This window comes from Clostridia bacterium, from assembly GCA_024685775.1.
Classification (GTDB): domain Bacteria; phylum Bacillota; class Clostridia; order Christensenellales; family CAG-1252; genus CAG-1252.
The window spans coordinates 38,672-61,781 of the sequence record JAIKVL010000016.1; the positions used below are offsets into that span (position 1 = coordinate 38,672).

Genomic DNA, 23,110 nt, shown 5'->3' on the forward strand with positions numbered 1-23,110 from the left:
CGAGAAAAAGGTATTCCTGTTATTTTTATGAAATAAAAGTCATTTTTTTCACGCCTAAGAAAGTTTTATGCGGAAAATATAAACGAATTAATAAAAAACGCCGCAGGATTGCGGCGAAGATCAAACAATCGCTTTCGCGTTCGGGCAAACGGTACTACTGTTTTGCCTCTTGCGCGTTTTGGGTCTCTTCGAATGCTTTTTCGCGCTTGAACCCTTCCGCGATATTCTTTCTGAGAAGGCGAATCGCAAGACCGAGGACGTAAGAAAGCGCCGCGATGCAGGCGAAGATCAAGACGCCGACGGGATAACCCCAGTGCAAAAACCAGTAAAAATCGTTCGTGGCGGGTCCGTGCCCCATTCCGTTCACGGCGATATTCACGATATATCCGACGCCGTACAGGACGGGCGGGATCATAACGAAAAAGTTTTCTTTCCAAGAAAAATCCGTCTCCGAAAGCAAGATTGCTTCGAGAACGGCGACGATCGGGACCAGCAAATGGAAGAACAGGTTCGCGTTTTTGTACATCCCGAGCAATCCGTACAGCGGAGCGAAAAAGGTCAAAACGACGGAAAACGTTATAAAGACCGCGACCGCGGCGACGTACTTCAACGTTTCAAGCCAACGATACGTCTTCCCTTTCGTCACGAGATAGACGACGCCCCAAAGGATCGAGACCAGTCCCTCGAACAAGTTGGACAAGACCGTAAAGAATTTCAGATTTTCGAATCCCGTCACGGCAAGAATCTCTCCGCACGTAAGAAAAGTAAGTACCCATCCGATAAAGACGAGTATCGCCGTCAAAATGTTCGCGCTGAATCTGATCCTCTTTTTCATATTTATTTAATAATAAACAGTTCTTAATAAAATGTCAATAGTCCTTTCCCTTGAACGCCGCCCGAAATTTGCCGAAGATCACGTCCAAAGCTCGGTTATAAACATCGCGCTCGCGTCCTTCGCGGGCGAAAACCCGCAAGCCTCGTAAAACGCTTTTTCGGCGTCGTACGCGACGACGACGATCCTGAGGTAATCCGCGTATTTTTCTTTTACGAGATCGACGAGTTTCTTTCCGATCCCCTTCCCCTGATAATCGGGTCGAACGAGCAAATAATGGACGTAGGCGTTCATGATCCCGTCGTCCATAACGCAGATCATTCCGACGAGCTTCTCCCCGTCCCACGCGGAAAACACCGACTTGAAGTTTTTCATCGCGACGACGAGCTTTTCGGGGAAATGCCCGCTCGACCATTCGACGGATAAGAAAAGATCCGCAAGTTCCTCTTTCGTAAATTCTTTTTTCTCGGAATACGTCGTCAAATGTCTTTCTCCTTTTTTTCAAAGATACGCGCTTTTCCTTTTGGCGTCAAACGATTTCGCGATCGCGCGGCAGCTTTACGGTCGGATGAAGCGCGTTGATCCGCGCATAACAGGGGCAGCTTTCGCCGTGATCGTTGATGACGCCGCAGGCTTGCAGGTGCGAATAGATCGTGATCGCGCCGACGTATTTGAACCCGCGCTTTTTAAGATCCGCGCTGATCCGCTCGGAAAGCCCGTTCGAGACGGGGATCTTCCCGCCCTCTTTTTCGTGTCCTTCGTAAAGGATCGTTTTTTCGCCCGAAAACGCCCAAAGATACGAGCAAAAACTCCCGAACTCTTCGCGGATCTTCAAGAAACATTTCGCGTTCCCGACGATCGCCGCGATTTTTCGGGGCGCTTTGAGCATATTCTCCGTTTGAAGGACGCGCGCCTCGTCTTCTTCGGTAAACCGCGCGATCTTCTCGAAATCGAAATCGCAAAAACAAACGCGAAACACCGCGCGCTTTTTCAGCATCAAGCTCCACGATAACCCGCATTGCAGGCATTCGAGCGAGAGATGCTCGAACATCACTTTATCGTCGAAGACGGGGACGCCCCACTCTTCGTCGTGATAGGTTTTCAAATCGGCGCTTCCGTTCGCCCAATCGCAGTAACCCACTTTATTTCTCCCTTTCTTTTTCGCCGCCCGATCGAACGCGCTTTCGCGCGACGAGTCCGAACGAAAGATAGAAAAGCGTCGTCAACGCCCAAAAGATCAAAACAAAGAAATTGACCTCTTCTTTCCATTTCAAAAAGACGACCGCGCCCGAAAGAATGAATAACACAAGCGCGTACCCCGGGCGGAAAGAATCGCTTCCCGTTTTCATAAAGTCGCCGAGCATCAGGAAAAAGCAAGGGACGAGCGCAAACACCGCCGCGAACTCGACCGCGAAAAAGACCGAGCGAAGCGGCTCCCGCATAAAGGACAAATAGCAAACGGGGATCGCCATCGCGAAAAGAGTCAAGTAGACGACGGACGCGATCGCGAGAAACCTGTCCTTTCCTTCGAGACAGACCTCGACCGAACGGACGATCATCGAAGCGATCAAAAAACCGTACGCGACGAACTGTACGGGGGCAAGCGTAAATCCCGTGTGCATCATTCCGCCGAAAAGAAGCGCCGCGCTCGCGACGAGAAGTCCTTTCGATCTCGTTTCGAACGGGAAAACGACCCCTCGGATCATCGCTCTCCCCGTTTCGATCGCGGGCGAAACGAACAGCGCGACGCCGAAGAGAAGGCTCGCCGCCGTAACGGAATAGGCAATATAGTTAAAGACGTTTCCGGACGAGAGCGCATAATCGCCGCCCGAGCGAACGCTGAGAATGAGCGCCGCGAGCCTTTCGCCGATCAAGATCAAAAAATACAGATAAAAACCGACGATTTCCGCTCGGTTCAAAAACAGTTTCCTTTTATCGTTCATTGCAGCACATCCTTTTTTTCGACAGGCGGCGTCACGCCGCGGGATTTTTGGTCTTTTTGTCGAGTTTCGAATATTCCTTATCCAAATAAAGTTTATAGTCCGCTCGTTGCATACATTTTTGAATGGAATCGCCGTCTCCCAAGAATTCGTCGTATCCGACGCCGACGGAAAGCTCGTACTTCGTCTTTCCCTGTTTGGAATTCACGCGAAGTTCTTGACGGATCTTTTCGATCAATTCCACGACTTCTTTTTCCTCTTTCGGATGATAGAGGATCACGAACTCGTCGCCGCCGTATCTTGCGAGGAACGATGTCGTCGAGTTTGCGTTGACCACGTTTTTCAGCGAACTCGCAATGATCTTCAATGCTTTATCGCCTTCCGCGTGACCGAACGTGTCGTTGATCATTTTGAAATTATTTGCGTCGATCATAACGACGAATGTTTTCTTGTTTTCGCGATTGATATTGGAGTCCTGCGCGACGTAGCGCATCAACTGCCCCCTGTTATTCAGCCCGGTCAAAGGATCGATCGAGATCTGTTTTTCCATCGACTGGATGTAAAAGATCATCATAATGATCGTGCTGACGAAACAATATACCGGCGTTCTCGGCAAAAAGAATATTTGAAACAAACCTCCCATAACGATCAAAACGGGAAGAAACCCAATATACAAATGCTTCTTCCTTTCGAGTTTGTTTCTTTCGCCGATTGCGCAACGCAAAGCATAGAACAAAACGGCGACGATATAGATCCCCGGCACAATCGATAAAAAGATCGTATATCCGAACTTAACTTCGTTGGTCGAACTAATCAAAGTCGTCGGCGCGACGAAATAGAGAATAATCATAACGATCGTCGAGATAATAAACGGAAACGCGACTGCGAATTTATTGATCAGGCGATCTCTGTGAGGCGAGTTCTCGACTGCCATAACGTAGCGAAGCCACATATACACTATGAAGACATTATCAAGGTAAATAATAAAGTTCATTATAACGACGGAAACGCGCGTTCGCGGAATCACGCCGTCCACAACAGCCGACCAAATGCAATCGAAAAAGAAATACATCATAAACGCGATCAGCGCGTGATCGAATTTTATCTGCTTTTCCTGTCTGTCCACGTTAAACAAGTCGCGAGCGAGCATAATTCCGAACAGAATCATACAAACCACGTTCGACTCGATATAATAAATCAAATAGTCCGACATTCGATTTCTCCTTTTTCTCTTTCGCTTAGGCTTTCTTTTCTCCTCGCTTCTTTTGCGGGGGGTACTTCTTTCGCCACCGCTTCGATCAGTCGAAGCGTCAGCGCGTCTTCCGCGTCCGCCGCGATCATTTCCTTCGCGCCCTCGTAGGGAAGCTCCCATTGCAGCTCTCTTCCTTCCTCCGAAAGGATCGCAAGCGCGCCTTTCGCGGGCTTTAACAAAAGCCTGTTATCATAGATCCCGCCGACGACCTTCCCTTGATAATAGAGGACGAATTCCCCCATCATCGGCCGATAGGTCACGTCGGACGAACGCAGACTTTCAATTACGAATTCCAAATACTCTTTATCGGACGCCATTTTCAAACCGCTCCTTTGTCAAATAACAGTAATGCTCCGTCCGGTTTTCACCGAACGGGACGCAGGTCTTATCTTCTTCCGTATGGTGAAAACAAAACCCGCATTTTTCGGCTGCACGCCGCGAACGCTCGTTCCCGTCGTAAAACCCGCACCAAACGGCGGTCACGCCGAGATCTTCGAATGCGTGGCGAAGCAGCGCGCGCGTTGCTTCGGGGATCAATCCTTTTCCCCAAAAAGGGACGCCGATCCAATATCCGATCTCCCTTTCGGAAGACGCGATCTTCGTATGCGCCGCGGTCGGCGCGATCAAGCCGATGCTACCGATCGCCTTTCCCGTCTCTTTCAGACAAACCGCATAGGTTTCTTCGGCGCTGAACACGTTTCGAATGACCCACAAACTGTCCGCGACGCTTTTGTGCGGTTTCCACCCGGCGATCGGACCGACGGCGGGGTCTTTCGCATATTCGTATAAACTCTCCGCATCCGTTTCTTCCCACGGACGAAGGATCAATCGCTCGGTTTGCAGCACGGTTTTTCCTCGATAGCAAGTATTTTCGCGACGAAACGCGAATAAATATAATTTATATTATATCACATCTCGCGCAAACGTTTTCACCTCTTGACGAAATCGTCGGTTTTATGAGGGATCCGAAAGAGGCGTTTTTCTTTACTCCTCCGCTTCGAGAAGGAAGCTGACGGGACGAAACCCGTCGTTACAGGAGATCATCGCGGAACGTTTGTTTTTCATCCAACCGTCGTAAAAATCTTCCGCGCCGCAAGCGAGCGCGAAGACGAAAGGCGAGACGGAATCCCACGCGCTGTCGCAAAATCCCTCGGGCTTCTTTCCCTCTTCCGAGAGAAAGACCGCGCCTTCCTTCATATCGCAGGCGTGTTCGATCGGGTTTTCATACTGCTCGATCAGATCCTTATAACACGCGATCCTTTTCACCGTGATCCTGACTTTTTTCATTTTCCCTCTCTTTCGAATCGGTCGCTTGACGCGCCGTTTCCCTTTATCTGTATCGCCGATGCGTCTCGTAATAGAAGTGCTTATCGGCGAACATCCTTTCATCCGCGAGATGCATCGCCGTCGGAACGTCGATCTTTTCTCCGACGATCGCGACGCCGACCGCGAAATGCAGGTGCTCCGCCTTATCGGCTTCCGCATACAATTGCTTTACGCGCGCTTCGGATTCTTCTTTTTTCATTCCCGGCGCCAAGATCACGAATTCGTCGCCGCCCACGCGGAAAACGCTCGCTTCGGGGAACGTTTTGCAAAGGATCGACGCCGCGGTTTGCAAGAGCCGATCTCCCGCCTTATGCCCCATCGTGTCGTTGACCCATTTCAAGCCGTTCAGATCAGCGAAGACCACCGAACAGGGTTCGGTCAATTTCGTTTTCCCGGAATCGATGTCGCTCAATAATTCGTTCATCGAATTGCGGTTTTTTACTCCCGTCAGCATATCCGTCGAACTCATCAATTCCAGCTTTTGCAAAAGCAGGTAATTGGAGATCTCGGAAGCGATAAAAAACGTCGCAAGTTCGAGCGTTTCTTTGATCATGACGGTGTTTTCGATATTAAAGTTCGTCGCCCAAATATAACCGAGCGTTTCGTTGTTATAGTCAAGCGGGAACAGGACGATGCTTTTGATCCCCGACGCGACCAAAGACGCGCGCCAGATCGGGTTGACCGATCCGAGCCAGTTCATATCCTGCCGGTCTTTTACGATGACGCAGGTGCTGTCTCCGATCGTTTCTTTCCAAGTCTTGACCATTTCGAACGTTCTATCGTTCATATAGTGCTTGAAAGAGATTAACTTGCTCCCCGGTTTTACGGCGTCGTAAAGAAGATCGCATTTTTCGGTCTGCTCGTCGGCAAGTAAGACGCCGCAATCATCCGAATCGCAGATTTTGCGGATATCTTCGACGACCTCGTAAAACTTGCTCTTATCGTTTCCGGATTCCCTGAGCCTGATGCAGGTTCGCAAGACCGCGGAAGCAGTGTCGGCGGAAAGGCTCGTCCGTTGCTCGGAATCCTCGTACGGCGTAACCTCGTAAGAATACGCGCAATAGCCGACGTTTTCCACGTCCGATTTCAGCGGAAGCAAGATCATATTCAGCCAAAGATTCATTTGCGGAAGCCTGACGTACGAATGCAGGTTTTGCCCTCGGATCGCCGCGCGATAACAGTAATCTTCGAAGTTTTTATTCGTCGGAAAATAGTTTTCATAGGGCGAATTCGGAAGAAAGGGATGCCCCATCGTAAGGAGCATATCGTCGTAATGCGCCTTATTTCCGTCCACGATGCGGATATTCCCGTAATCGCCGTTCGGGAAAACTTCCACCGACATAATACACGTCTTGTTTTCGTATGCGGAAAGCACTGCGCTGAAATCCATGTTTTTCTCCTTTTCTTCGGGTTTCTTATCGAACCGCTTTTCCAAATATATTTTTATTATAAATATTTAGATGTGACAAAACTGTTACAAATCCTCGAAGGGAAGGAAAAAAGTTCATTACAATGATAACTCCGTAGATCCTAATTCGCCTCTTTCCGTTATTACGTTCTGCAATCCGCTATTTCAACAAATTTTGCAAAAAAGCAATAATCCTTTCTTTCTCATTGCTTTCATTTGTTTTCAACCGCAGTAACGGTATTCCCGCTTTTTCCAAAATGCAATCTTTCTTTGCGTCTCTCTCCGTTTGCGCCTTTTGCTGTTCGTGGAAAGAAACGCCATCGACCTCTATTACGCCCAAAGGCTTCTTGCTCATTTTATTATAAATTAAAAAATCAGCATGACTGTTGGGGTTGTTTAAGAATCTATTCTCTTCAGCAGATAACACCGAATGATCCAATTTGACAAATTCTTTAAGCGACACATGCATTGCATATCTTAGGTTATTGAAGCCTGAGGCTATTATTTCCCCGATCAAAACTTTTGTAATGTTTTCCGTGTCATAATCTTTAGAAGGATATTTCTTTTTAAACCGAGCTAACGCTTCTTGGTATTCTTCATATAAAAGATCATAGACAGAGCGAACCGTTCCTTCTTCCACATGACCGAAATCTCCATGATAAGATATATAACCGACCAGATCCGAGAGAACTCCGGTTTTTGATTTTGCAGCTTTATCGGAAGTAACGAGAATAAAGCGATCCGTTGCCCTTGATACTGCGACATTTATTAAGTTTTCATTGTTCACAAAATCATTCGTATCATTTACAACGCTTGAAAAAATTATCGTCTTCTTTTCTCGCCCTTGGAATTTATGAATCGTACTTGCATCCACCTTGTCTCCCAGTTGCGCTTGAATCAATTCTGCCTGATATGCATACGGCGTAATTACGCCGATATCCGATAAATCCGTTTCCTCAACGATCTTTTTTATTTCGTCGATCTCTCTCTGATTATAAAGCCCTGACCCATAAGGATTCTTTCTGGCAAAATTACCCTGAACGGTTTTTACTACCGTCATAGTCTTTGGATCAGCACTTTTTTCTTTATAAACGATCAATTCGTTGTTATAAAACTCTTCGTTACAAAAGTTAATAATATTCGGATCGCATCTATAGTGTTCTTTCAATAATTGTTTGGGAATTCGATTACCATAGAGCGAAAGGAAACTGCTCATAATGTTATTCCCATAATAGCTATACGCTTGTTTCACATTATATTTCCGAAGCAAATCGCTATTGCGCTCCTTAAAACTCTCGTCATCAATTTGCGGCAACTGTTTTGTATCTCCGACAACTACAATGTTCTTAGCCATTTGCATAGACAATAAAGCGCTTGCCATATTGACCTGTGAAGACTCATCGACTATAAGATAATCAAACAAATAACCTTTTTGGCTACATTTTGCCAGCGAATAAGTCGAACTCAAAACCACAGGATAATCGCTTAGGAAATCATTGAATAACTTTTTGTAGTTATTCTCCTCATAGACCCGGTTTTGCCTTTTCATATAGAGTCTCACTAATTTGTTTGTAAAAAAAACCTGTGATAAGGAAATCAACTCTTTTACTCTTTCTGAAACAGATTGATTTTCCAGTTTTCTATTTAATACTTTGATACGATTGCTCAATTTATTATTTTTGGATATATAATACAAATATTCAAGAATCTGCAATACGTCCGAAGATTTCGTCACAAGCATTCTTTTTGTTATACCCAACCTGATTGCAACAAGCATTCTTTTCAAAAAGCCTATCTTCTTCTTTTCTTTCAGTTTTACAATCAAGTCCATTATAAACTCAGGACTTATCGCTTTTTTTCTGTAATACTTTTGAAATTTTGATATATCTTTGTCTTGCAAAAAATGTTTTAATTCAAGTATTGTAGCGTTTTGTTTTTCTATCTCTTTTTTTATTTCATTTTCTATCTCGCAATACAACGGCAAATCATTGAACAGCTCTCTTAATCTCCATTCATCCACTTGCTTTTCTTCCAATTTCGGCACATCGCTTTTATATTCACAAAAGAATTTGGTTACGTTTTCAGCATTTCCAAGCGGCGCCGCAATAAAAGAATACCCGTACTTCTCCAGTTTTTCATATACATTGTTTGTTGCGGAATTATTATTCGATACTACAGCCACACTCTTCCCTCTGATGACTGCATTACTGATAATATTTAGTATTGTTTGAGTTTTTCCCGTCCCGGGCGGACCCTCAATAATAGCCATTCTGTTTTCAAACACTCTTTTCAAGGCTTCCATCTGACTTTCATTTAAGCCAAATGGACAAATCATTGGAATTCTTTCAGTCTGCTCGATTCTCCCCAATGCTCCTTGTAAATACAATGCTAAAACGCTGTTTTCATTCACATAACTAAGATTTTCGAATTGTGAAACCAAAAAGACATCTTCTTCGCTTTTACAAGTTTCTTTCACGACATCCCGATAATATGAAATTATTTTTGATGCAGAAATATCTTTTTTTAGGAAATCCTTAACAACCTCAATTTCCTCTTTCCACGCTATACTTGTAAACCCCGAGCTATAGAATATTTTGTAAATCTTGTCATTAAATAGAATCAGTTTGGTGACGTTCGTGCATGGCGAATGCTTAAATATAATATTTGCAAATTCAACATTTTTCGGAGAATCAAATACCCTCATTTTCCGAAATGAAACATAAACAGGATGATTAGACCCTGAAAAAACAACCCGCCATGCTTTTTCATCCCGCTCATACCAATAAACATTATCCGTAGCATCAAACCAAGAATCCTTCTTAGTTGAATAAAAATAAATAAGTACTTGATTCGGATTCATACAATCAACTTTAGATTATTGTTCTTTCACACGAGATAATAGTACTACCGTTTCGATATGCGGCGTTTGCGGAAACATATCGAACAATTTGACAGAAGAGAGTTCATAGCCGCCTCGAAGGAGCCGCGCGACGTCGCGCGTCAGGGTCGCGGGAGAACAAGAGACGTAGACGATGGATTTCGGCGGATTGGAAAGAACGGTTTTGACGACGCTTTCATCCAGCCCCGCTCTCGGAGGATCGACGACGAGCGCATAGTCCTCTTTACCCTCGACGACCTCGGGAAGCCGATCCTCGACTTCGCCGCAAAGGTGCTTAACGGTTTCGTCGACGCCGAAGCGCGCCGCATTGCGCGCGGCGTTCAACGTCGCGTCTTTGATGACTTCGATCCCGACGACTTCTGCCGCTTTCTTCGCGAGAAGCGCGCTCATAATGCCCGTTCCGGAATACGCGTCCACGACGAACGATCCTTCGGGGATCGCGCGCGCGGCTTCCGAATAGATTTTTTCCGCCAAGGAGAAATTGACCTGCAAAAACGAGAGCGGCGACACTTCCCATTCTCCGCCGCAAAGGCTTGTCTCGATCTCGGCGGGCCCCGCGATCTTTCGGATGAAAGGCGACAGGATCACGTTATTCCGAGCGGTGTTTTTGCAGACGAAGACGCTCGTTTTCCCGTCCGTCGCGGCGCAAACGGCGTCGGCGAATTCCCGCTCTTTCGGGAGCTTTTCCCCGTTCAGGACGACGGTTACGCTAAACGAAAAACCTTCCGCGGAAGGAAGCCTCCGCGCGACAAGGTGGCGAAGCAAGCCTTTCCCCGTCTTTTCGTCGTAGACCGAAAGACCGTTCTTTCTCGCGAAGCCGACGACCGCGGCGATGAGCGGCTCGACCCATGCGCCGTGAAGCGGGCAACGCTCAACCGCGAGGACTTTATGCGTCCCCCTCTTATAAAACCCGAGAACGGGCTTTCCCGCCTCTTCGCCGAACGGAAGAGCGATCTTATTACGATAAAAAAGAGGTTCGCTTTTCTCGATCGGGAGATCGGAAAGTTCGACGCCCGCATTCTTTTTGAAGAGATGCAGGACGTTTTGTTTTTTGATTTCGAGTTGCTTTTCGTAAGAAACGTGTTGAAGCGCGCACCCGCCGCATTTCCCGAAAAGGGGGCAAACGGGAGCGACCCTTTCGGGCGACGCTTCGAGCATTTTGATGATATGCGCGAAGACGACCGTCCCTTTTACGCGATCGACCGCCGCTTTGATCTTCTCTTTCGGAAGAGCGAAGGGAACGAAAAAAGTATAGCCGCCCGCGTGAGCGACGCCCTCTCCTTCCATTCCGAAGGATTCGATTTCAAGTTCGACGACGTCTTTCGCTTTCATCTATAAAAGGGGGCGCGCTGATTCAGCACGCCCGCAAATCTTCGTTATTTTACCAAAACTTTTTTCAAGTGCGCGAATCTCGGAAGCCCGTCTTCGAGCGGAGCCTTGGAATCGCCTTGAATTAAAGGAAGCGCGTAATCGACGTAATCTTGCGTCAAGCCCTTTCCTGCGGGAAGGATCCAGCTTTCGGGGATCTTCTTCTCAGTGTTCGCCGCGAGAGCGACGTCCATCAATTCGGGGGTGCAAACGTAGTCCTTGCCCGGCTTTCTGATGAGGCAGACCATCTTATCCGTCACGCCTTCGACCGCGGCTTGAACCGCTTTCGATCCGCAGGCGAACGCTTCTTCGACGTCCACTTTGCTCGCGAGGTGCGCGGCGCAGCGTTGGAGCAAGCTGAATTCAATCGCGCGGGTCTTTACGCCGAGCTTTTCCTTGACGAGACCGGCGAGCATCGCGCCTACGCCGCCGAGTTGCGCGTGACCGAAGAGGTCGGTCTTGCTGGCGGTAAATTCGCCGACGTACGTTCCTTCCTTGGTCTTGATGCCTTCGGAAACGACGACCATACATTTATTGTCGTTCTTTGCGCAAACGTCTTTGACGCTCGCGATGAACTCGTCGATATCGAACGGAGTTTCGGGGAGATAGATAAGATCCGCGCCGAGACCCTTATAAGAAGCGAGCTGCGCGGCAGCGGTCAACCAACCGGCGTTTCTGCCCATAACTTCGACGACGCAGACCATACCCGTGTTGTAGACGGTGGAGTCGAGTTTGAGCTCCATGATCGAGGTCGCGACGTACTTCGCGGCGCTGCCGTAACCCGGGCAGTGATCGGTCCCGAAGAGGTCGTTATCGATCGTCTTGGGGACGCCCATTACGCGGCACTCGTAACCGCTCTGCTGCATGTACTTGCTGACCTTGTTGCAGGTGTCCATGCTGTCGTTTCCGCCGTTATAAAGGAAATAGCGGATATTGTATTTCTTAAAGACTTCAAGGAGTCTCTTATAATCGGTCTCATCCACGTCCGCGCTTTTGAGCTTATAGCGAACGGAACCGAGAGCGGAAGACGGGGTGTTTTTGAGGAGTTCGAGCTCTTTCATATCTTCTTTCGAGATATCGTAAAATTGCTCGTCCAAAATACCTTTGATTCCGTGCGCCGCGCCGTACACGTTCGTGATGACGTCGGAATGTTTCAACGCTTCGATGAAAACGCCCGCCGCGCTCGAATTGATGACGGACGAAGGACCGCCCGATTGACCGAAAATAAGTGCGCCTTTTAATTGTTCCATAATATCCTCCAAATGGTTTGAGGCTCACGCCTCGTTTTATCTTTTCGTAACTCTTTTTACAGGCTGAGCATCGTCGCCTGTTCGTACAGTTTCTCGTCGAAATACGGCTTGATCGCAAGCGCGTCCGCGATCGGCATTTCGATGACCTGACCGCCCTTGACGCCGACGACGAGACCGCCTTTATTCTCTTTCAAAAGTTCGACCGCGCGAATGCCGAGACGGCTCGCGAGGACGCGATCGGACATCGTCGGAGAACCGCCGCGCTGAATATAGCCGAGGACGGTCGAACGGATCGAAAGACCCGTGCGCGCCTTGATCTCTTTCATCGCTTCGTCCAAGGGACAAGCGCCTTCCGCGAGGACGACGATACCGCTCGTCTTCCCGACCGCGTTGCCGCGGAGAAGGACGGACGCCACTTCGTCGAAATCGACGGGATGCTCGGGAACCAAAATGACTTCCGCGCCGCCCGCGAGACCCGCGTGAAGCGCGATTTGACCGCTGTGACGACCCATCACCTGGACGATGACAACGCGCTCGTGAGAACTCATCGTGTCGCGAAGGTTATTGATCGCGTTGACGGCGGTGTTGACCGCGGTGTCAAAACCGATCGTGAAATCGGTGTAGCCGAGGTCGTTATCGATCGTCCCCGGGATGCCGATGGTCTTGATCGAAAAATCGTTATAAAGTTCGTTCGCGCCGCGAAGAGAGCCGTCTCCGCCGATGACGACGAGACCGTCCACGTTATGATTGGCGAGCGCGAGCGCCGCTTTCTTTCTTCCGTCGTAGGTTGCGAATTCTTCCGAACGAGCGGAGCGAAGGATCGTGCCGCCGCGCTGGATCGTATCCGAAACGGTGCGTCTCGAAAGCATATGAAGATCGCCCTCGATGAGACCGATATATCCTCTTTCGACGCCGTACACTTCGAGATTGTAATAGCTCGCCGCGCGAACGACCGCACGGATCGCCGCGTTCATGCCGGGCGCGTCTCCGCCCGAAGTCAAAACCGCAATACGTTTCATAAGCTACCTTCCTTTTCAAAAAGATAAAAATATTGTAACACGGCGACGAAAAAAAAGACAAATACTTTGCTTTAATTAGCTAAAAAACCGATATAAATAATATACGTTATAAAATGCGACTGCGAGAAAAAACGGCAAAAGACCTGCCGAGCGAACGGGAGAACGGATGACTTTCGCGCTCGGCGAACGCAAGCGAAGAAAAACGAAACGGACGCGCGGATTGCCGCTCTTTATTTCTTGCGCTCTTTGATCTCCACGTTCTCCGGGCCGAAGACTCCGTACAGCTCGGCGATCAGGCTGTCGCTGTCCGCGACGGTTCGCTCGAAGAGATAGTACTTGCCCGCAATATTCATATAGAGTTGCACGCCGCCTTTATAGGCGCTCGTGATGCGGTCGAGTTTTTGATACGCCGCCTGATATTCGTTCGGAAGACGGACGACGAAGACGACGTTTCTCGCGGGCTTTTCCTGCGCCGCGGGCTGCGCTTCGCTCTTTTCCGCCGCTTGCCACGGGCGAACGGAACGAAGATTCAACGTGTATTTTCCGTCGCGATCTTTCAAGACACCGTCCGCAAGGACGATGTTTCCGTTTTTGATGAGGTCTTTGCAACGGGAAAACGTTCCGCCGTAGGCGACCGCTTCGATGATCCCGTCGAGATCCTGCACTTTCAAGATCGCCATTTCGTTGCCGCTCTTATCGACCTTTTTAACGACGTCGATCAGCATACCCGCCGCCGTCACCTGCTCGCCGTCCAGCGATTTGACTTCGACGACGGAGTCTTCGTTTTGCTGCGCTTCGAGGTAAGCCTCCTCGGCTTCGGCGACTTGCGCGGTCGAGAAAGAGATCGACTTATACCCTTCCCTGTAATCTTCGAGCGGATGCCCGGAGAGATACAAAGAGAAGACTTCGAACTCGTTTTCGAGGATCTGCTTTCTCGGGAGTTCGGGCATCTTTACGAGATCCGCGTCCACGTTCAGATCCTCGATCTCGTCGAACAGCGAGAACTGCCCGGACATCTTGCGCTTATTGTCCTCGGCGGTCGCGGACATCACTTGCTCGTAATTCGCGAGCAAGGTCGCGCGGTTCTCCCCGAGGCAATCGAACGCGCCCGCTTTGATCAGGTTTTCGACCATCGCGCGGTTCGGCATCGAACTTTGACGGCGGAAGAAATCGGAAAGGCTCTTATATTTCCCGCCCCGTTTTCTCTCTTCGACGACATGGCGCGCCGCGTCCTCGCCGACCGCCTTGACGGCGACCAAGCCGAAACGGACGGAGGTCCCGTTCGTCGTAAAGAAGACGTCGCCTTCGTTGATATCGGGTTTCAGGACGTCGACGCCCTTGGTGCGAAGATAGGTAACGTACTTCGCGACTTCTTTGATATTCGTGATACGGTCGTTGATAACGGCGGTAATGAATTCGGGCGTGTAGTACTTTTTCAAATACGCCGTTTCGTAAGAAAGGACGGCGTAAGCCGCAGCGTGCGATTTGTTGAACGCATACTTCGCGAAATCCGCCATATCGTCGAACAGTTTGGTCGCGACTTCTTCCGAAACGCCGCGCTTCAACGCGCCTTCGACGGCGGTCAACTTCTTTTTTACGTTCTCGGGCGAACCGTGGAAAAAGATCTTCTTCTGCTCGTCCATCAGTTTCGCTTTCTTCTTGCTCATGATACGGCGCAGAATATCGGCGCGACCGTAACTGTATCCCGCGATCTCGCGCGCGATCTGCATGACCTGCTCTTGATAGACCAAGCAACCGTAGGTCATTTCGAGGATCGGGCGCAAGCGTTCGTCCAAATAGACGATCTTATCGGGGTTGTTTTTATTTTCGAGGTACTTCGGAATACTGCTCATCGGACCCGGGCGATAGAGAGAAATCCCTGCGATGATATCTTCGAGCGAGGTCGGGCGAAGCTGAGTCATAAAGCGTTTCATCCCGCCTTGTTCGAGTTGGAACACCGAGTCGGTGTCGCCCGACGCAATCAGCTTATAAACCTCGGGGTTATCGTAACCGAGTTTATGAAAATCGATGTCCACGCCGTGATTTTCCTTGATGTAGATTTTGGCTTTATTGACGTCCGTCAGCGTAACGAGACCCAAAAAGTCCATTTTAAGCATTCCGAGTTCTTCGACTTGGTCTTTCGGGTACTGCGTCGTTACGACTTCGCCGTTTCTTTGAAGCGGGACGAAATCGCCGACGATCTCTTTACAGATGACGACGCCCGCCGCGTGCATACCCGTGTTTCTCGGCATTCCCTCGACTTTGAGCGCCATATCGAGGACTTTGCGGATCGTCGGGTCGCTTTCATAGAGTTGGATCACGTCCGGGCTTTTCTGCTCGACGTGTTTTTCATCCCTGCCGAGAATGCCTTTGATGCTCATTTTGCCATTCGCTTCGGGAAGCATTTTTACGAGTTTATCGACGTCCGCATAGGGCACGCGATAAACGCGCGCGACGTCCTTAATCGCCTGCTTCGCCGCAAGCGTTCCGAACGTTATGATCCTCGTGACGCGCTCCGCGCCGTACTTTTCGCGGACGTACTGAATGACGTTTTCGCGCCCTTCCATGCAGAAATCGATATCGAAGTCGGGGTTCGAGACTCTTTCGACGTTCAGGAAACGCTCGAAAATCAAGTTAAAGCGCAAAGGATCGACGTTCGTTATTCCGATCGCATAGGCGATGATACTGCCGACGCCGCTTCCGCGCCCCGCTCCGACGGGGATCCCGTGTCGGCGTGCGTAATCGATAAAGTCCCAAACGATCAAATAGTACTCCGCGAAGCCCATTTTGATGATGACGGAAAGCTCGTACTCCATTCTCTCTTTGATCTCGTCCGTGATCACGGGATAACGACGAACGATGCCCTCGTAAGCAAGGCGCCTGAGATATTCCGCGGGGGTCTCGCCCGTCGGGGGGACGTAAGGCGGGAGCAACGGCAAATGGAACTTGATCTCGACGTTACATTTATTCGCGATCTCGATCGTGTTATCAAGCGCTTCGGGAACGTTCGGGAAGAGTTCTTCCATCTCCTCGGCGGTCTTGAAATAATAGTAAGGTCCGTTCATTCGCATACGGACTTCGTCGTCGATATAGCGCGCCGTTCCGATACAAATCAAAACGTCCTGCATTTCCGCGTCCTCTTTTTCGATATAGTGGACGTCGTTCGTCGCGACGACTTTGATCCCGAGCTCTTTGCTCATTTTCAAAAGGTTGACCGTCGCTTTCTTTTCCTCGGGGATTTCGTGATTTTGGATCTCCAAATAGAAATCCTCGCCGAACACGTCCTTGAACCACAGCGCGAGTTCGCAGGCTTTGTCGTAGCGATCGTTATTGATCGCGCGGGGAATGATACCCGCCAAGCAGGCGGACAAACAGATCAAGCCTTCGGAATGCGCTTTGATCGCGTCGAAATCGATGCGGGGATGGGTGTAAAATCCGTCCACCCAAGCGATCGTGTTGAGTTTGCAAAGGTTATAATACCCCGTCTCGTTTTTCGCGAGAAGGATCAAGTGATACGTCGAGCTCGAACGATCTTTGACGTGCAGATTCTCGCACATATAAAATTCGCAACCGATGATCGGTTTGATCCTAAGCTCCTTGTAACGCTCGAAATCATCCGCGGTAACGACGATATCGTCCGGATCGAATTCCTCGCCCGCTTTGGTCTTTTCCTCGATCAAAGCCTTTTTGACTTGCGCCTCGAAATCCGCTTGCGCCGCGTGGAAAAAATCCACCGCGCCGTACATATTGCCGTGATCGGTGATTGCGACGGAGCGCATCCCGAGCGAGCGCGCCTTCTTAAAAAGGCGGTCGATCCTCGCCGCGCCGTCCAGCAAAGAATATTCCGTATGTAGATGCAAATGAACAAAATCTCTCATTGTTTCCTCTTTTGACGATCGATTTTATAAGATCGCGCGAAGCGCCTCGATGACCGCGGCGGCGTCTTTCCCTTCCGCGTAAACGACGAGTTCCGCGCCCTTTTTATACGAAAGAGTCACGATCCCCATCAAGCTTTTCGCATTCGCGCCTTTATCTCCGTACAAAAGGCGGCTTTCCGCTTTGAAGGAACCCGCGGTTTCCGCGATCTTTTTCGCGGCGGACAGATCGAGATCTTTTTTCGCTTTAACCGTTACTTTCATCCTCTTCCTCCCGAAGGGCGTTTACCATTTCGCCGATCTTTTCAAATCTGTGATATAAGCCGCTCTTGGAGATCTTTTCGGGAAGCCTTTCCCGAAGCTCTTCGAGCGACGCGTCTTTATATTCGAGCCTTGCCTTCGCGACCGAGGCGAGTTCTTCCGGAACGCCGTAAAACGAAGTGTGTTCCTTTAAGTACAATGCGTCGTTATACTGCTTGACTGCCGCGCTCATCGCTTTATCCATATTCGCCGCCGAAAGGTTGGACGCGCGCTGGATCTTGGTTTTTACCTCGGTCAGAACGAGCTTGTCCTGAACGGCAAGGACGGTCTTATTCGCGCCGGCAAGCGCGAAGAAATCGCTGATCGCCTGCGCTCTGCGCGAAGTCAGGCAAAACTTCCCGTCCCTTTCGCTTTTCGAAAGGACGATCTCCTCTCCTTCGAGAAAAGAGCGGAACTCGTCGGCATACTCTTCGAGGTCGAAGACGAAAGTCAGCCGCATCGCTCCCGACGCGCGGCTCAGGCTCCCGCAGGAAAGGAAAACGCCGCGAACGTACGCCGCGGGATCGGAAACGTAAGCGATATTGCTTTTCAAACCGCTGTCCAAAAGCGTGATCGCTCCGCCCGAAACGCGGATCTTTTTTAAGTCGGTCAATAACGACAGCGCCGTCCTGCTCCGCACGGACACCGTAAAGTATCTCTTCCTGCGCTTATCTTCGGGCGCGGTGATCCCGATCTCCCCGTCGTAGGAATAGGCGCGCTTCAAATAGGACGAGAAAGCGAGCGCAAGGCGATAATCGTGCGTGGAATAAAAGAGGTAATAGCCTCTTTCGTCCTTGCCGAGCTCGCCGCCGAACGAAAGGATCGCTTGGACGAAATCGTCCCCGAGATCTTCTTCGCAAAGCGCAAACAATTCTTCTTTGACCGATTGATCCGTTACCATCCGATCTTCTCCACTTCGTATTCGAGGAGGACTCCCTGCTCTTCGGCAACCTTTTTTCGAACGGTCTCTCCGATCTCGAAAAAGTCTTCCGAAGACGCGCCGCCCTCGTTTACGATAAAATTACAATGCTTTTCGGATAGGCGCGCGCCGCCGATCTTCAAGCCTTTCAGCCCCGTTTTTTCGATATAGATCGCGGCGGGGACCGATCCGCATTTCCGAAACACGCTTCCCGCGGATCGCCCCTGCGGTTGCGTTTGCAAACGTTTTTCGCGCATAGATCGGATTCTTTCCCCAATCTTCTCTCCGTCCCCTTCTTCAAGAGCAAACGCCGCGGAAAGGACGATCGAATCTTTCGGAAGTTTCGCCCGATGATGGGAAAACCCGAGTTCGGACGGGGAAAGCCTTTCGATTTTATTCCCGACGAGCGCGGTGACGAACGAAAGCCCGTCCGAGATCGCCTGACCGAATGCGGAAGCATTCGTTCGGATCGCGCCGCCGACCGTCCCGGGAATTCCCGAAGCGAATTCGACGCCCGAGAGCCGAGCGGCTTTCGCGAAAGCGGAGAGCCGCGGCATTTTTACGCCCGCGCCGACTTCGAGGACGCGCCCGCAAGCGCGCTCCCCGCGAAACGCGTCGAGTTTTACGATCGCGCCCGCGAATCCCGCCGAGGGAAGAAGGACGTTGCTTCCGCCGCCCATCACGAGACGCGGGATTCCCCGCAAGATCTCTTCGAGCGCGAGAAGCCTTTTTACGTTCTCGGGATAAACGACGATCGCGACGGGACCGCCCGAACCGAACGTCGTCAGCGTTTCGCCCGAAACGCCGATCCGATAGGCGTAGTTTTCTTTTTTCAGTCTTTCGATTTCTTCCGAAATAATATCCGACATAGCGGTATATTATATGGAAGTCGGGAAGGATTATTCGCTCCTTTTCAAGCGTTCTTCCAGTTCCTGCGGCGCGCTGTACCCCATTTCTTTCAGGCGAAGCGCCGCGACCGCCGCCTCGATGACGACGAACAGATTTCTTCCCGCCTTGACGGGAATTTCGAGCTTCGGAATGCTGACGCCGAGGATCTCCTCGCGCAGATTTTCCTCACCGATGCGCTCGTAGGTGTTGCCGTCTTCCCACTCGACGAGTTCGAAGACCGCGTCCACAGATTTATTGACGCGGACGGCGACCGAGCCGAACAACCGCTCGACGTTAATGATCCCGACGCCGCGGATTTCAAGCATATGACGAATCAGATCGGGCGATCTGCCGATCAGAATATCTCCCTTTCTGCGAATGATGACGCTGTCGTCCGCGACAAGCCTATGCCCCCTGTGGACGAGTTCGAGCGCGACTTCGCTCTTTCCGATCCCGCTTTGCCCTTTGAGAAGGACGCCCATTCCCGCGACGTCCACCAAGACGCCGTGCAGCGTGATCTCTTCCGCGAGCGCAGAAGAGATAAATTCGCTGATCTTCGCTCCGATCACGCCCGTGATCTCGGAAGACGCAAACAGCGGGACGCCGTTTTCTTCCGCCGCCTCGATGAGTTCGGGGAGGGGTTTGATCCCTCTCGCGATGACCGCGCAGGGGATCTTCAATGCAAACATACGCTTTGCCCGTTCCAGCAAAATATCTTTCGGAAGGCTCATCGCAAAGCTCATTTCCGCGCTTCCGAAGACGACGACGCGACTCGGCGCGAAGAAAGTCTCGTAGCCGGCGAGGAAAAGCCCCGGGCGGCAAACCGCGGAAGTGGAAAACGTCATTTCGTCTTCCCCTTTCGGGAGATAGACGGGCGTCAAAGACAGAGCGGAAATAAAGTTCTCCGTTTTTACGGCGCTTTTGGTTTGCTCTTCCTTTTCTTTGTTATACTTTCCGAGCATAAGCCCCTCCTTTCGGCGAATCGCCGCGAGAATTACAGTTCGTCTTTAAGGATTCTTTCGATCAAATCGGCGACCCCGTCTTCCGTTATGGGCGGGAGGACGACGTCCGCTTCCGTTTTAAGACCTTCCACCGCGTTTCCGACCGCCGCGCCGACCGCCGCCGCGCGGATCATCGAGAGATCGTTCAGATTATCGCCTACGGCGACCGTCTTTTCGCGCGGGATGCCGAGGTAATCGGCAAGCGCGAGCACGCAATTTCCTTTCCCCGCTTTCGCGCTCGTGATTTCAAGAAAGATCGGGGAACTTTTCGAGACTTCGACCGCCTCGCCGAGGAGCGCGCGGACTTCTTTTATGCAATCGTCGATCACGCCTTCGGGGACAATGCCCATGATCTTATTCGGGCAAAACGAGGAAGGAAGCGCAAGGGACAAAGGCGCGTGGACGAAGGTCGGTTCGACCGCGCAATATTCGGAATACGCCTTGGAAAGAGGGTTCTCTTCTTTTACGAAAAACTCTTTATCCGAATAAGCGTGAAAGACGTAATTCCTTTCTTCGAAATAGCGAAACGCCTTCATTGCGAGATCATTCGGAAGGGGAAAACTGCGGATGGGTTCACCCGAATCCACGCGATAAAACGCCGCGCCCTGACAGGCGACGCAATAGTCGTCCGCGCCGACCGAAGCGATAAGCTTTCGGATCGATGGATAGATGCGCCCCGTCGCGATGACGAAGGTCCCGCCCGCTTCGCGATACGCCGCGATCGCCTTCTTTACTTTGGGGCTGACCTCTTTTCCGTTATAGATCGTCCCGTCAAAATCACTTGCAATCAAAGAGTATTTCATAAGTCCGTTTCCGTGTTTTATATTATAACTTATAGCGAGTACTTTATCAACAGGAAAAAAAGAGTTTTTCGCGAGGGTCGGGTCGAACGACCGAAAAAAGGCGCGTCGAAACGCCCTTCCGCAAATCTTTATAAAAAAGAAAAATACTTATTTTTTATCCGCAAAAAACGCCGCGATCTTTTCCGCCGCGGGACGCGTGACTCCCTTGACTGCGGCGATCTCGTCCGCCGAAGCGGAGCGAAGCTCGTCGAGCGATCCGAACGCCTTGTGTAAAGTCTTGACCGTCTTTTCGCCGACGCCTTCGATTTCGAGAAGCATACTTTTTACGCTGCGTTTCGCGCGAAGTTTTCGGTGAAACGTGATCGCGAAACGGTGCGCCTCGTCGCGAATGCGGATCAAAAGCCGAAGCGCGAACGCAGATTTCGGCAGGCGGATCTCTTCGCCCGTCGGAAGGACGATGATCTCTTCTCTTTCCGCAAGCCCGATCATCGGGATCTCCTCGCCCGCTTCTTTCATCGCTTCCATCGCGTAATGCACCTGCCCGATGCCGCCGTCTATGACGAGGAGATCGGGGCGAACGGAAAAGGAGGAATCTTTTCCCTCTTTCAGTCGCTCGAATCGGCGAGACAGCGTCTCTTTCATACAAGCGAAGTCATTATTCCCTTCGACGGTCTTGATCCGAAAGGTGCGATACATTTTCGCGTCCTTTTCCCCTTTCGTAAAGACGACCATAGAGCTGACTTTATCCGTCCCGCTGATATGACTGATATCGAAACACTCGATCCGATCGAGCGAAGAATCCAGCCCCAAAAGATCGGCGAGGTTTTTCGAGGCGCCCGTCGTCAAGCGGTCTTTTCGAGAGAGTTCGGCGGTCGAACGCGAAAGATATTCGACGGCGTTTTTCGAAGCGATCTCCGCGAGTTGCGCGCGGACGCCCCCTCTCGGGGAAGAGACGGTAACCTTTTCTCCTTTCTTTTCGGACAGAAGCGAAGAAAGCGCTTCCTCGTCCGGCAGAGGGACGGAAGTGACGACGCCCTCCGCGACGATCCCGCCGTCATAATAACGATTGATGAAACTCGAAAGCGTTCCCGCGAGGTCGATGCTCGCGTCGCGAACCGCGAATTTTTCGCCGCCGACGATCTTTCCGCCGCGAACGATCAAAGTCGCGACCGCCATTCCGTCGCCGCCCGACGCGATCGCGAAAACGTCGAGATTGAAATCGTTCGGGAGCGCGGCGATCTGCCTGCGGATCATTTTTTCGAGGGTCTCGATCCGATCGCGATAAAAGATCGCCTGCTCGTACTGCATATTCTCGGAAGCCTCGCGCATTTTCCGCTCTAAGTTATCGCGGATCGTGTCGTCGTTCCCGTTCAAAAAAGCGATGACGTCGTTCAGGACCGCGCGGTATTCCTCTTTCGTAACCTTCCCGGAGCAAGGCGCGAGACATCGCCCGATATGCGCGTTCAGGCAAGGACGGTGACTTTTCGGAATCTTTTCCATATTCAAAGCGCACTCGCGGACGGGGAACGCCGAATGGATCAGCCGCAGCATTTCCGTAGCCGATATCCCGACCATATACGGTCCGAAATAGCGCGCTTTATCCGCTTTCAATCGGCGAATGATCTCGACCCGAGGAAAGGGTTTCGACAGGTCGATCCGCAAAAAGGGATAGAGTTTATCGTCTTTCAAAAGAATATTGTAAAAAGGCTTATGGAATTTGATCAGATTGTTTTCGAGGACAAGGGCTTCCTCTTCGGTGCGCGTGATGATATAGTCGAAATCGCAAACCTTTTCGACCATCGCAAGGACCTTTTCCGCTTTGGGGGACGCATTGAAATAGGAACGGACGCGGTTTTTGAGATTCTTCGCCTTCCCGACGTACAGGATCTCCCCTTTTTCGTCCATCATTTTATAAACGCCGCTATCCTCCGGCAGTTCTTTGAGTTTTACCCGAATTCCTTCGTTCATAATTCTATTATACAACGCTTTCGAAAAAAACAAAAGCACCTTCCGAAAGCAGAAAATCGGCG

20 protein-coding genes are annotated in these 23,110 nt (G+C 50.5%); all 20 read right to left on the reverse strand.

From position 1 onward, the window contains the following. Positions 1–154 precede the first annotated feature (154 nt). Positions 155–835, reverse strand: coding sequence for a hypothetical protein (locus K5753_03240; GenBank protein ID MCR4726214.1), 681 nt, complete (start codon positions 833–835; stop codon positions 155–157). 78 nt (positions 836–913) lie between these two features. Then, entirely contained in the window at positions 914–1,207 is a 294-nt protein-coding gene (locus K5753_03245) for a GNAT family N-acetyltransferase (GenBank protein ID MCR4726215.1), read from the reverse strand. A gap of 154 nt (positions 1,208–1,361) precedes the next feature. Next, complete coding sequence (locus K5753_03250; GenBank protein MCR4726216.1) at positions 1,362–1,973, reverse strand: DNA-3-methyladenine glycosylase I; 612 nt, start codon at positions 1,971–1,973, stop codon at positions 1,362–1,364. A gap of 1 nt (position 1,974) precedes the next feature. Next, on the reverse strand, positions 1,975–2,775 hold the full coding sequence (locus K5753_03255; protein MCR4726217.1) for a hypothetical protein: 801 nt from the start codon (positions 2,773–2,775) through the stop codon (positions 1,975–1,977). Positions 2,776–2,806: 31 nt separating this feature from the next. Beyond that, positions 2,807–3,985 (reverse strand): GGDEF domain-containing protein, encoded by a 1,179-nt coding sequence (locus tag K5753_03260; GenBank protein MCR4726218.1) that lies wholly within the window; start codon positions 3,983–3,985, stop codon positions 2,807–2,809. Further along, on the reverse strand, positions 3,970–4,341 hold the full coding sequence (locus tag K5753_03265) for a hypothetical protein (protein MCR4726219.1): 372 nt from the start codon (positions 4,339–4,341) through the stop codon (positions 3,970–3,972). Before K5753_03265 ends, K5753_03260 begins: the two co-directional genes overlap by 16 nt. Next, positions 4,328–4,867, reverse strand: coding sequence for a GNAT family N-acetyltransferase (locus tag K5753_03270; GenBank protein ID MCR4726220.1), 540 nt, complete (start codon positions 4,865–4,867; stop codon positions 4,328–4,330). The genes K5753_03265 and K5753_03270 overlap by 14 nt, the downstream gene beginning before the upstream one ends. Before the next feature lie 141 nt (positions 4,868–5,008). After that, positions 5,009–5,311, reverse strand: a complete 303-nt coding sequence (locus K5753_03275; protein ID MCR4726221.1) for a TIGR04076 family protein — start codon at positions 5,309–5,311, stop codon at positions 5,009–5,011. A 43-nt stretch (positions 5,312–5,354) separates the two neighbouring features. Continuing rightward, the gene (locus tag K5753_03280; protein ID MCR4726222.1) at positions 5,355–6,740 is read right to left on the reverse strand and encodes a GGDEF domain-containing protein; all 1,386 of its coding nucleotides are present in this window, start codon (positions 6,738–6,740) and stop codon (positions 5,355–5,357) included. A 178-nt stretch (positions 6,741–6,918) separates the two neighbouring features. After that, positions 6,919–9,618 carry a DUF2726 domain-containing protein gene (locus tag K5753_03285; protein ID MCR4726223.1) on the reverse strand — a complete coding sequence of 900 codons (2,700 nt, stop codon included), beginning with the start codon at positions 9,616–9,618 and terminating at the stop codon, positions 6,919–6,921. Positions 9,619–9,633: 15 nt separating this feature from the next. Further along, on the reverse strand, positions 9,634–10,989 hold the full coding sequence (gene rlmD / locus K5753_03290) for a 23S rRNA (uracil(1939)-C(5))-methyltransferase RlmD (GenBank protein MCR4726224.1): 1,356 nt from the start codon (positions 10,987–10,989) through the stop codon (positions 9,634–9,636). Positions 10,990–11,033: 44 nt separating this feature from the next. Further along, entirely contained in the window at positions 11,034–12,275 is a 1,242-nt protein-coding gene (locus K5753_03295) for a 6-phosphofructokinase (GenBank protein MCR4726225.1), read from the reverse strand. A gap of 56 nt (positions 12,276–12,331) precedes the next feature. Further along, positions 12,332–13,294 (reverse strand): 6-phosphofructokinase, encoded by a 963-nt coding sequence (gene pfkA, locus K5753_03300; GenBank protein MCR4726226.1) that lies wholly within the window; start codon positions 13,292–13,294, stop codon positions 12,332–12,334. 230 nt (positions 13,295–13,524) lie between these two features. Further along, positions 13,525–17,172 carry a DNA polymerase III subunit alpha gene (locus tag K5753_03305; protein ID MCR4726227.1) on the reverse strand — a complete coding sequence of 1,216 codons (3,648 nt, stop codon included), beginning with the start codon at positions 17,170–17,172 and terminating at the stop codon, positions 13,525–13,527. 24 nt (positions 17,173–17,196) lie between these two features. Beyond that, positions 17,197–17,433 carry an HPr family phosphocarrier protein gene (locus K5753_03310; GenBank protein ID MCR4726228.1) on the reverse strand — a complete coding sequence of 79 codons (237 nt, stop codon included), beginning with the start codon at positions 17,431–17,433 and terminating at the stop codon, positions 17,197–17,199. Further along, a complete protein-coding gene (whiA, locus tag K5753_03315; GenBank protein MCR4726229.1) occupies positions 17,417–18,370 on the reverse strand; it encodes a DNA-binding protein WhiA in 954 nt (317 codons plus the stop codon). The genes K5753_03310 and whiA overlap by 17 nt, the downstream gene beginning before the upstream one ends. Then, on the reverse strand, positions 18,364–19,257 hold the full coding sequence (murB, locus tag K5753_03320; GenBank protein MCR4726230.1) for a UDP-N-acetylmuramate dehydrogenase: 894 nt from the start codon (positions 19,255–19,257) through the stop codon (positions 18,364–18,366). Before murB ends, whiA begins: the two co-directional genes overlap by 7 nt. 30 nt (positions 19,258–19,287) lie before the next feature. Further along, complete coding sequence (gene hprK / locus K5753_03325) at positions 19,288–20,238, reverse strand: HPr(Ser) kinase/phosphatase (GenBank protein MCR4726231.1); 951 nt, start codon at positions 20,236–20,238, stop codon at positions 19,288–19,290. A gap of 32 nt (positions 20,239–20,270) precedes the next feature. Then, positions 20,271–21,080 carry a Cof-type HAD-IIB family hydrolase gene (locus K5753_03330; GenBank protein ID MCR4726232.1) on the reverse strand — a complete coding sequence of 270 codons (810 nt, stop codon included), beginning with the start codon at positions 21,078–21,080 and terminating at the stop codon, positions 20,271–20,273. A 147-nt stretch (positions 21,081–21,227) separates the two neighbouring features. Then, positions 21,228–23,048 (reverse strand): excinuclease ABC subunit UvrC, encoded by a 1,821-nt coding sequence (gene uvrC / locus K5753_03335; protein MCR4726233.1) that lies wholly within the window; start codon positions 23,046–23,048, stop codon positions 21,228–21,230. Between the last annotated feature and the right edge of the window lie 62 nt (positions 23,049–23,110).

What these genes read in the sequence shown, in the direction of transcription:
- K5753_03330 (MCR4726232.1), bottom strand. Translation starts at nt 21,080, where the DNA reads ATGAAATACTCTTTGATTGCAAGTGATTTTGACGGGACGATCTATAAC.
- K5753_03275 (MCR4726221.1), bottom strand. Translation starts at nt 5,311, where the DNA reads ATGAAAAAAGTCAGGATCACGGTGAAAAGGATCGCGTGTTATAAGGAT.
- K5753_03310 (MCR4726228.1), bottom strand. Translation starts at nt 17,433, where the DNA reads ATGAAAGTAACGGTTAAAGCGAAAAAAGATCTCGATCTGTCCGCCGCG.
- K5753_03260 (MCR4726218.1), bottom strand. Translation starts at nt 3,985, where the DNA reads ATGTCGGACTATTTGATTTATTATATCGAGTCGAACGTGGTTTGTATG.
- K5753_03305 (MCR4726227.1), bottom strand. Translation starts at nt 17,172, where the DNA reads ATGAGAGATTTTGTTCATTTGCATCTACATACGGAATATTCTTTGCTG.
- K5753_03295 (MCR4726225.1), bottom strand. Translation starts at nt 12,275, where the DNA reads ATGGAACAATTAAAAGGCGCACTTATTTTCGGTCAATCGGGCGGTCCT.
- K5753_03240 (MCR4726214.1), bottom strand. Translation starts at nt 835, where the DNA reads ATGAAAAAGAGGATCAGATTCAGCGCGAACATTTTGACGGCGATACTC.
- rlmD (MCR4726224.1), bottom strand. Translation starts at nt 10,989, where the DNA reads ATGAAAGCGAAAGACGTCGTCGAACTTGAAATCGAATCCTTCGGAATG.
- K5753_03245 (MCR4726215.1), bottom strand. Translation starts at nt 1,207, where the DNA reads ATGAAAAACTTCAAGTCGGTGTTTTCCGCGTGGGACGGGGAGAAGCTC.
- hprK (MCR4726231.1), bottom strand. Translation starts at nt 20,238, where the DNA reads ATGCTCGGAAAGTATAACAAAGAAAAGGAAGAGCAAACCAAAAGCGCC.
- uvrC (MCR4726233.1), bottom strand. Translation starts at nt 23,048, where the DNA reads ATGAACGAAGGAATTCGGGTAAAACTCAAAGAACTGCCGGAGGATAGC.
- murB (MCR4726230.1), bottom strand. Translation starts at nt 19,257, where the DNA reads ATGTCGGATATTATTTCGGAAGAAATCGAAAGACTGAAAAAAGAAAAC.
- K5753_03280 (MCR4726222.1), bottom strand. Translation starts at nt 6,740, where the DNA reads ATGGATTTCAGCGCAGTGCTTTCCGCATACGAAAACAAGACGTGTATT.
- K5753_03285 (MCR4726223.1), bottom strand. Translation starts at nt 9,618, where the DNA reads ATGAATCCGAATCAAGTACTTATTTATTTTTATTCAACTAAGAAGGAT.
- K5753_03255 (MCR4726217.1), bottom strand. Translation starts at nt 2,775, where the DNA reads ATGAACGATAAAAGGAAACTGTTTTTGAACCGAGCGGAAATCGTCGGT.
- K5753_03265 (MCR4726219.1), bottom strand. Translation starts at nt 4,341, where the DNA reads ATGGCGTCCGATAAAGAGTATTTGGAATTCGTAATTGAAAGTCTGCGT.
- pfkA (MCR4726226.1), bottom strand. Translation starts at nt 13,294, where the DNA reads ATGAAACGTATTGCGGTTTTGACTTCGGGCGGAGACGCGCCCGGCATG.
- whiA (MCR4726229.1), bottom strand. Translation starts at nt 18,370, where the DNA reads ATGGTAACGGATCAATCGGTCAAAGAAGAATTGTTTGCGCTTTGCGAA.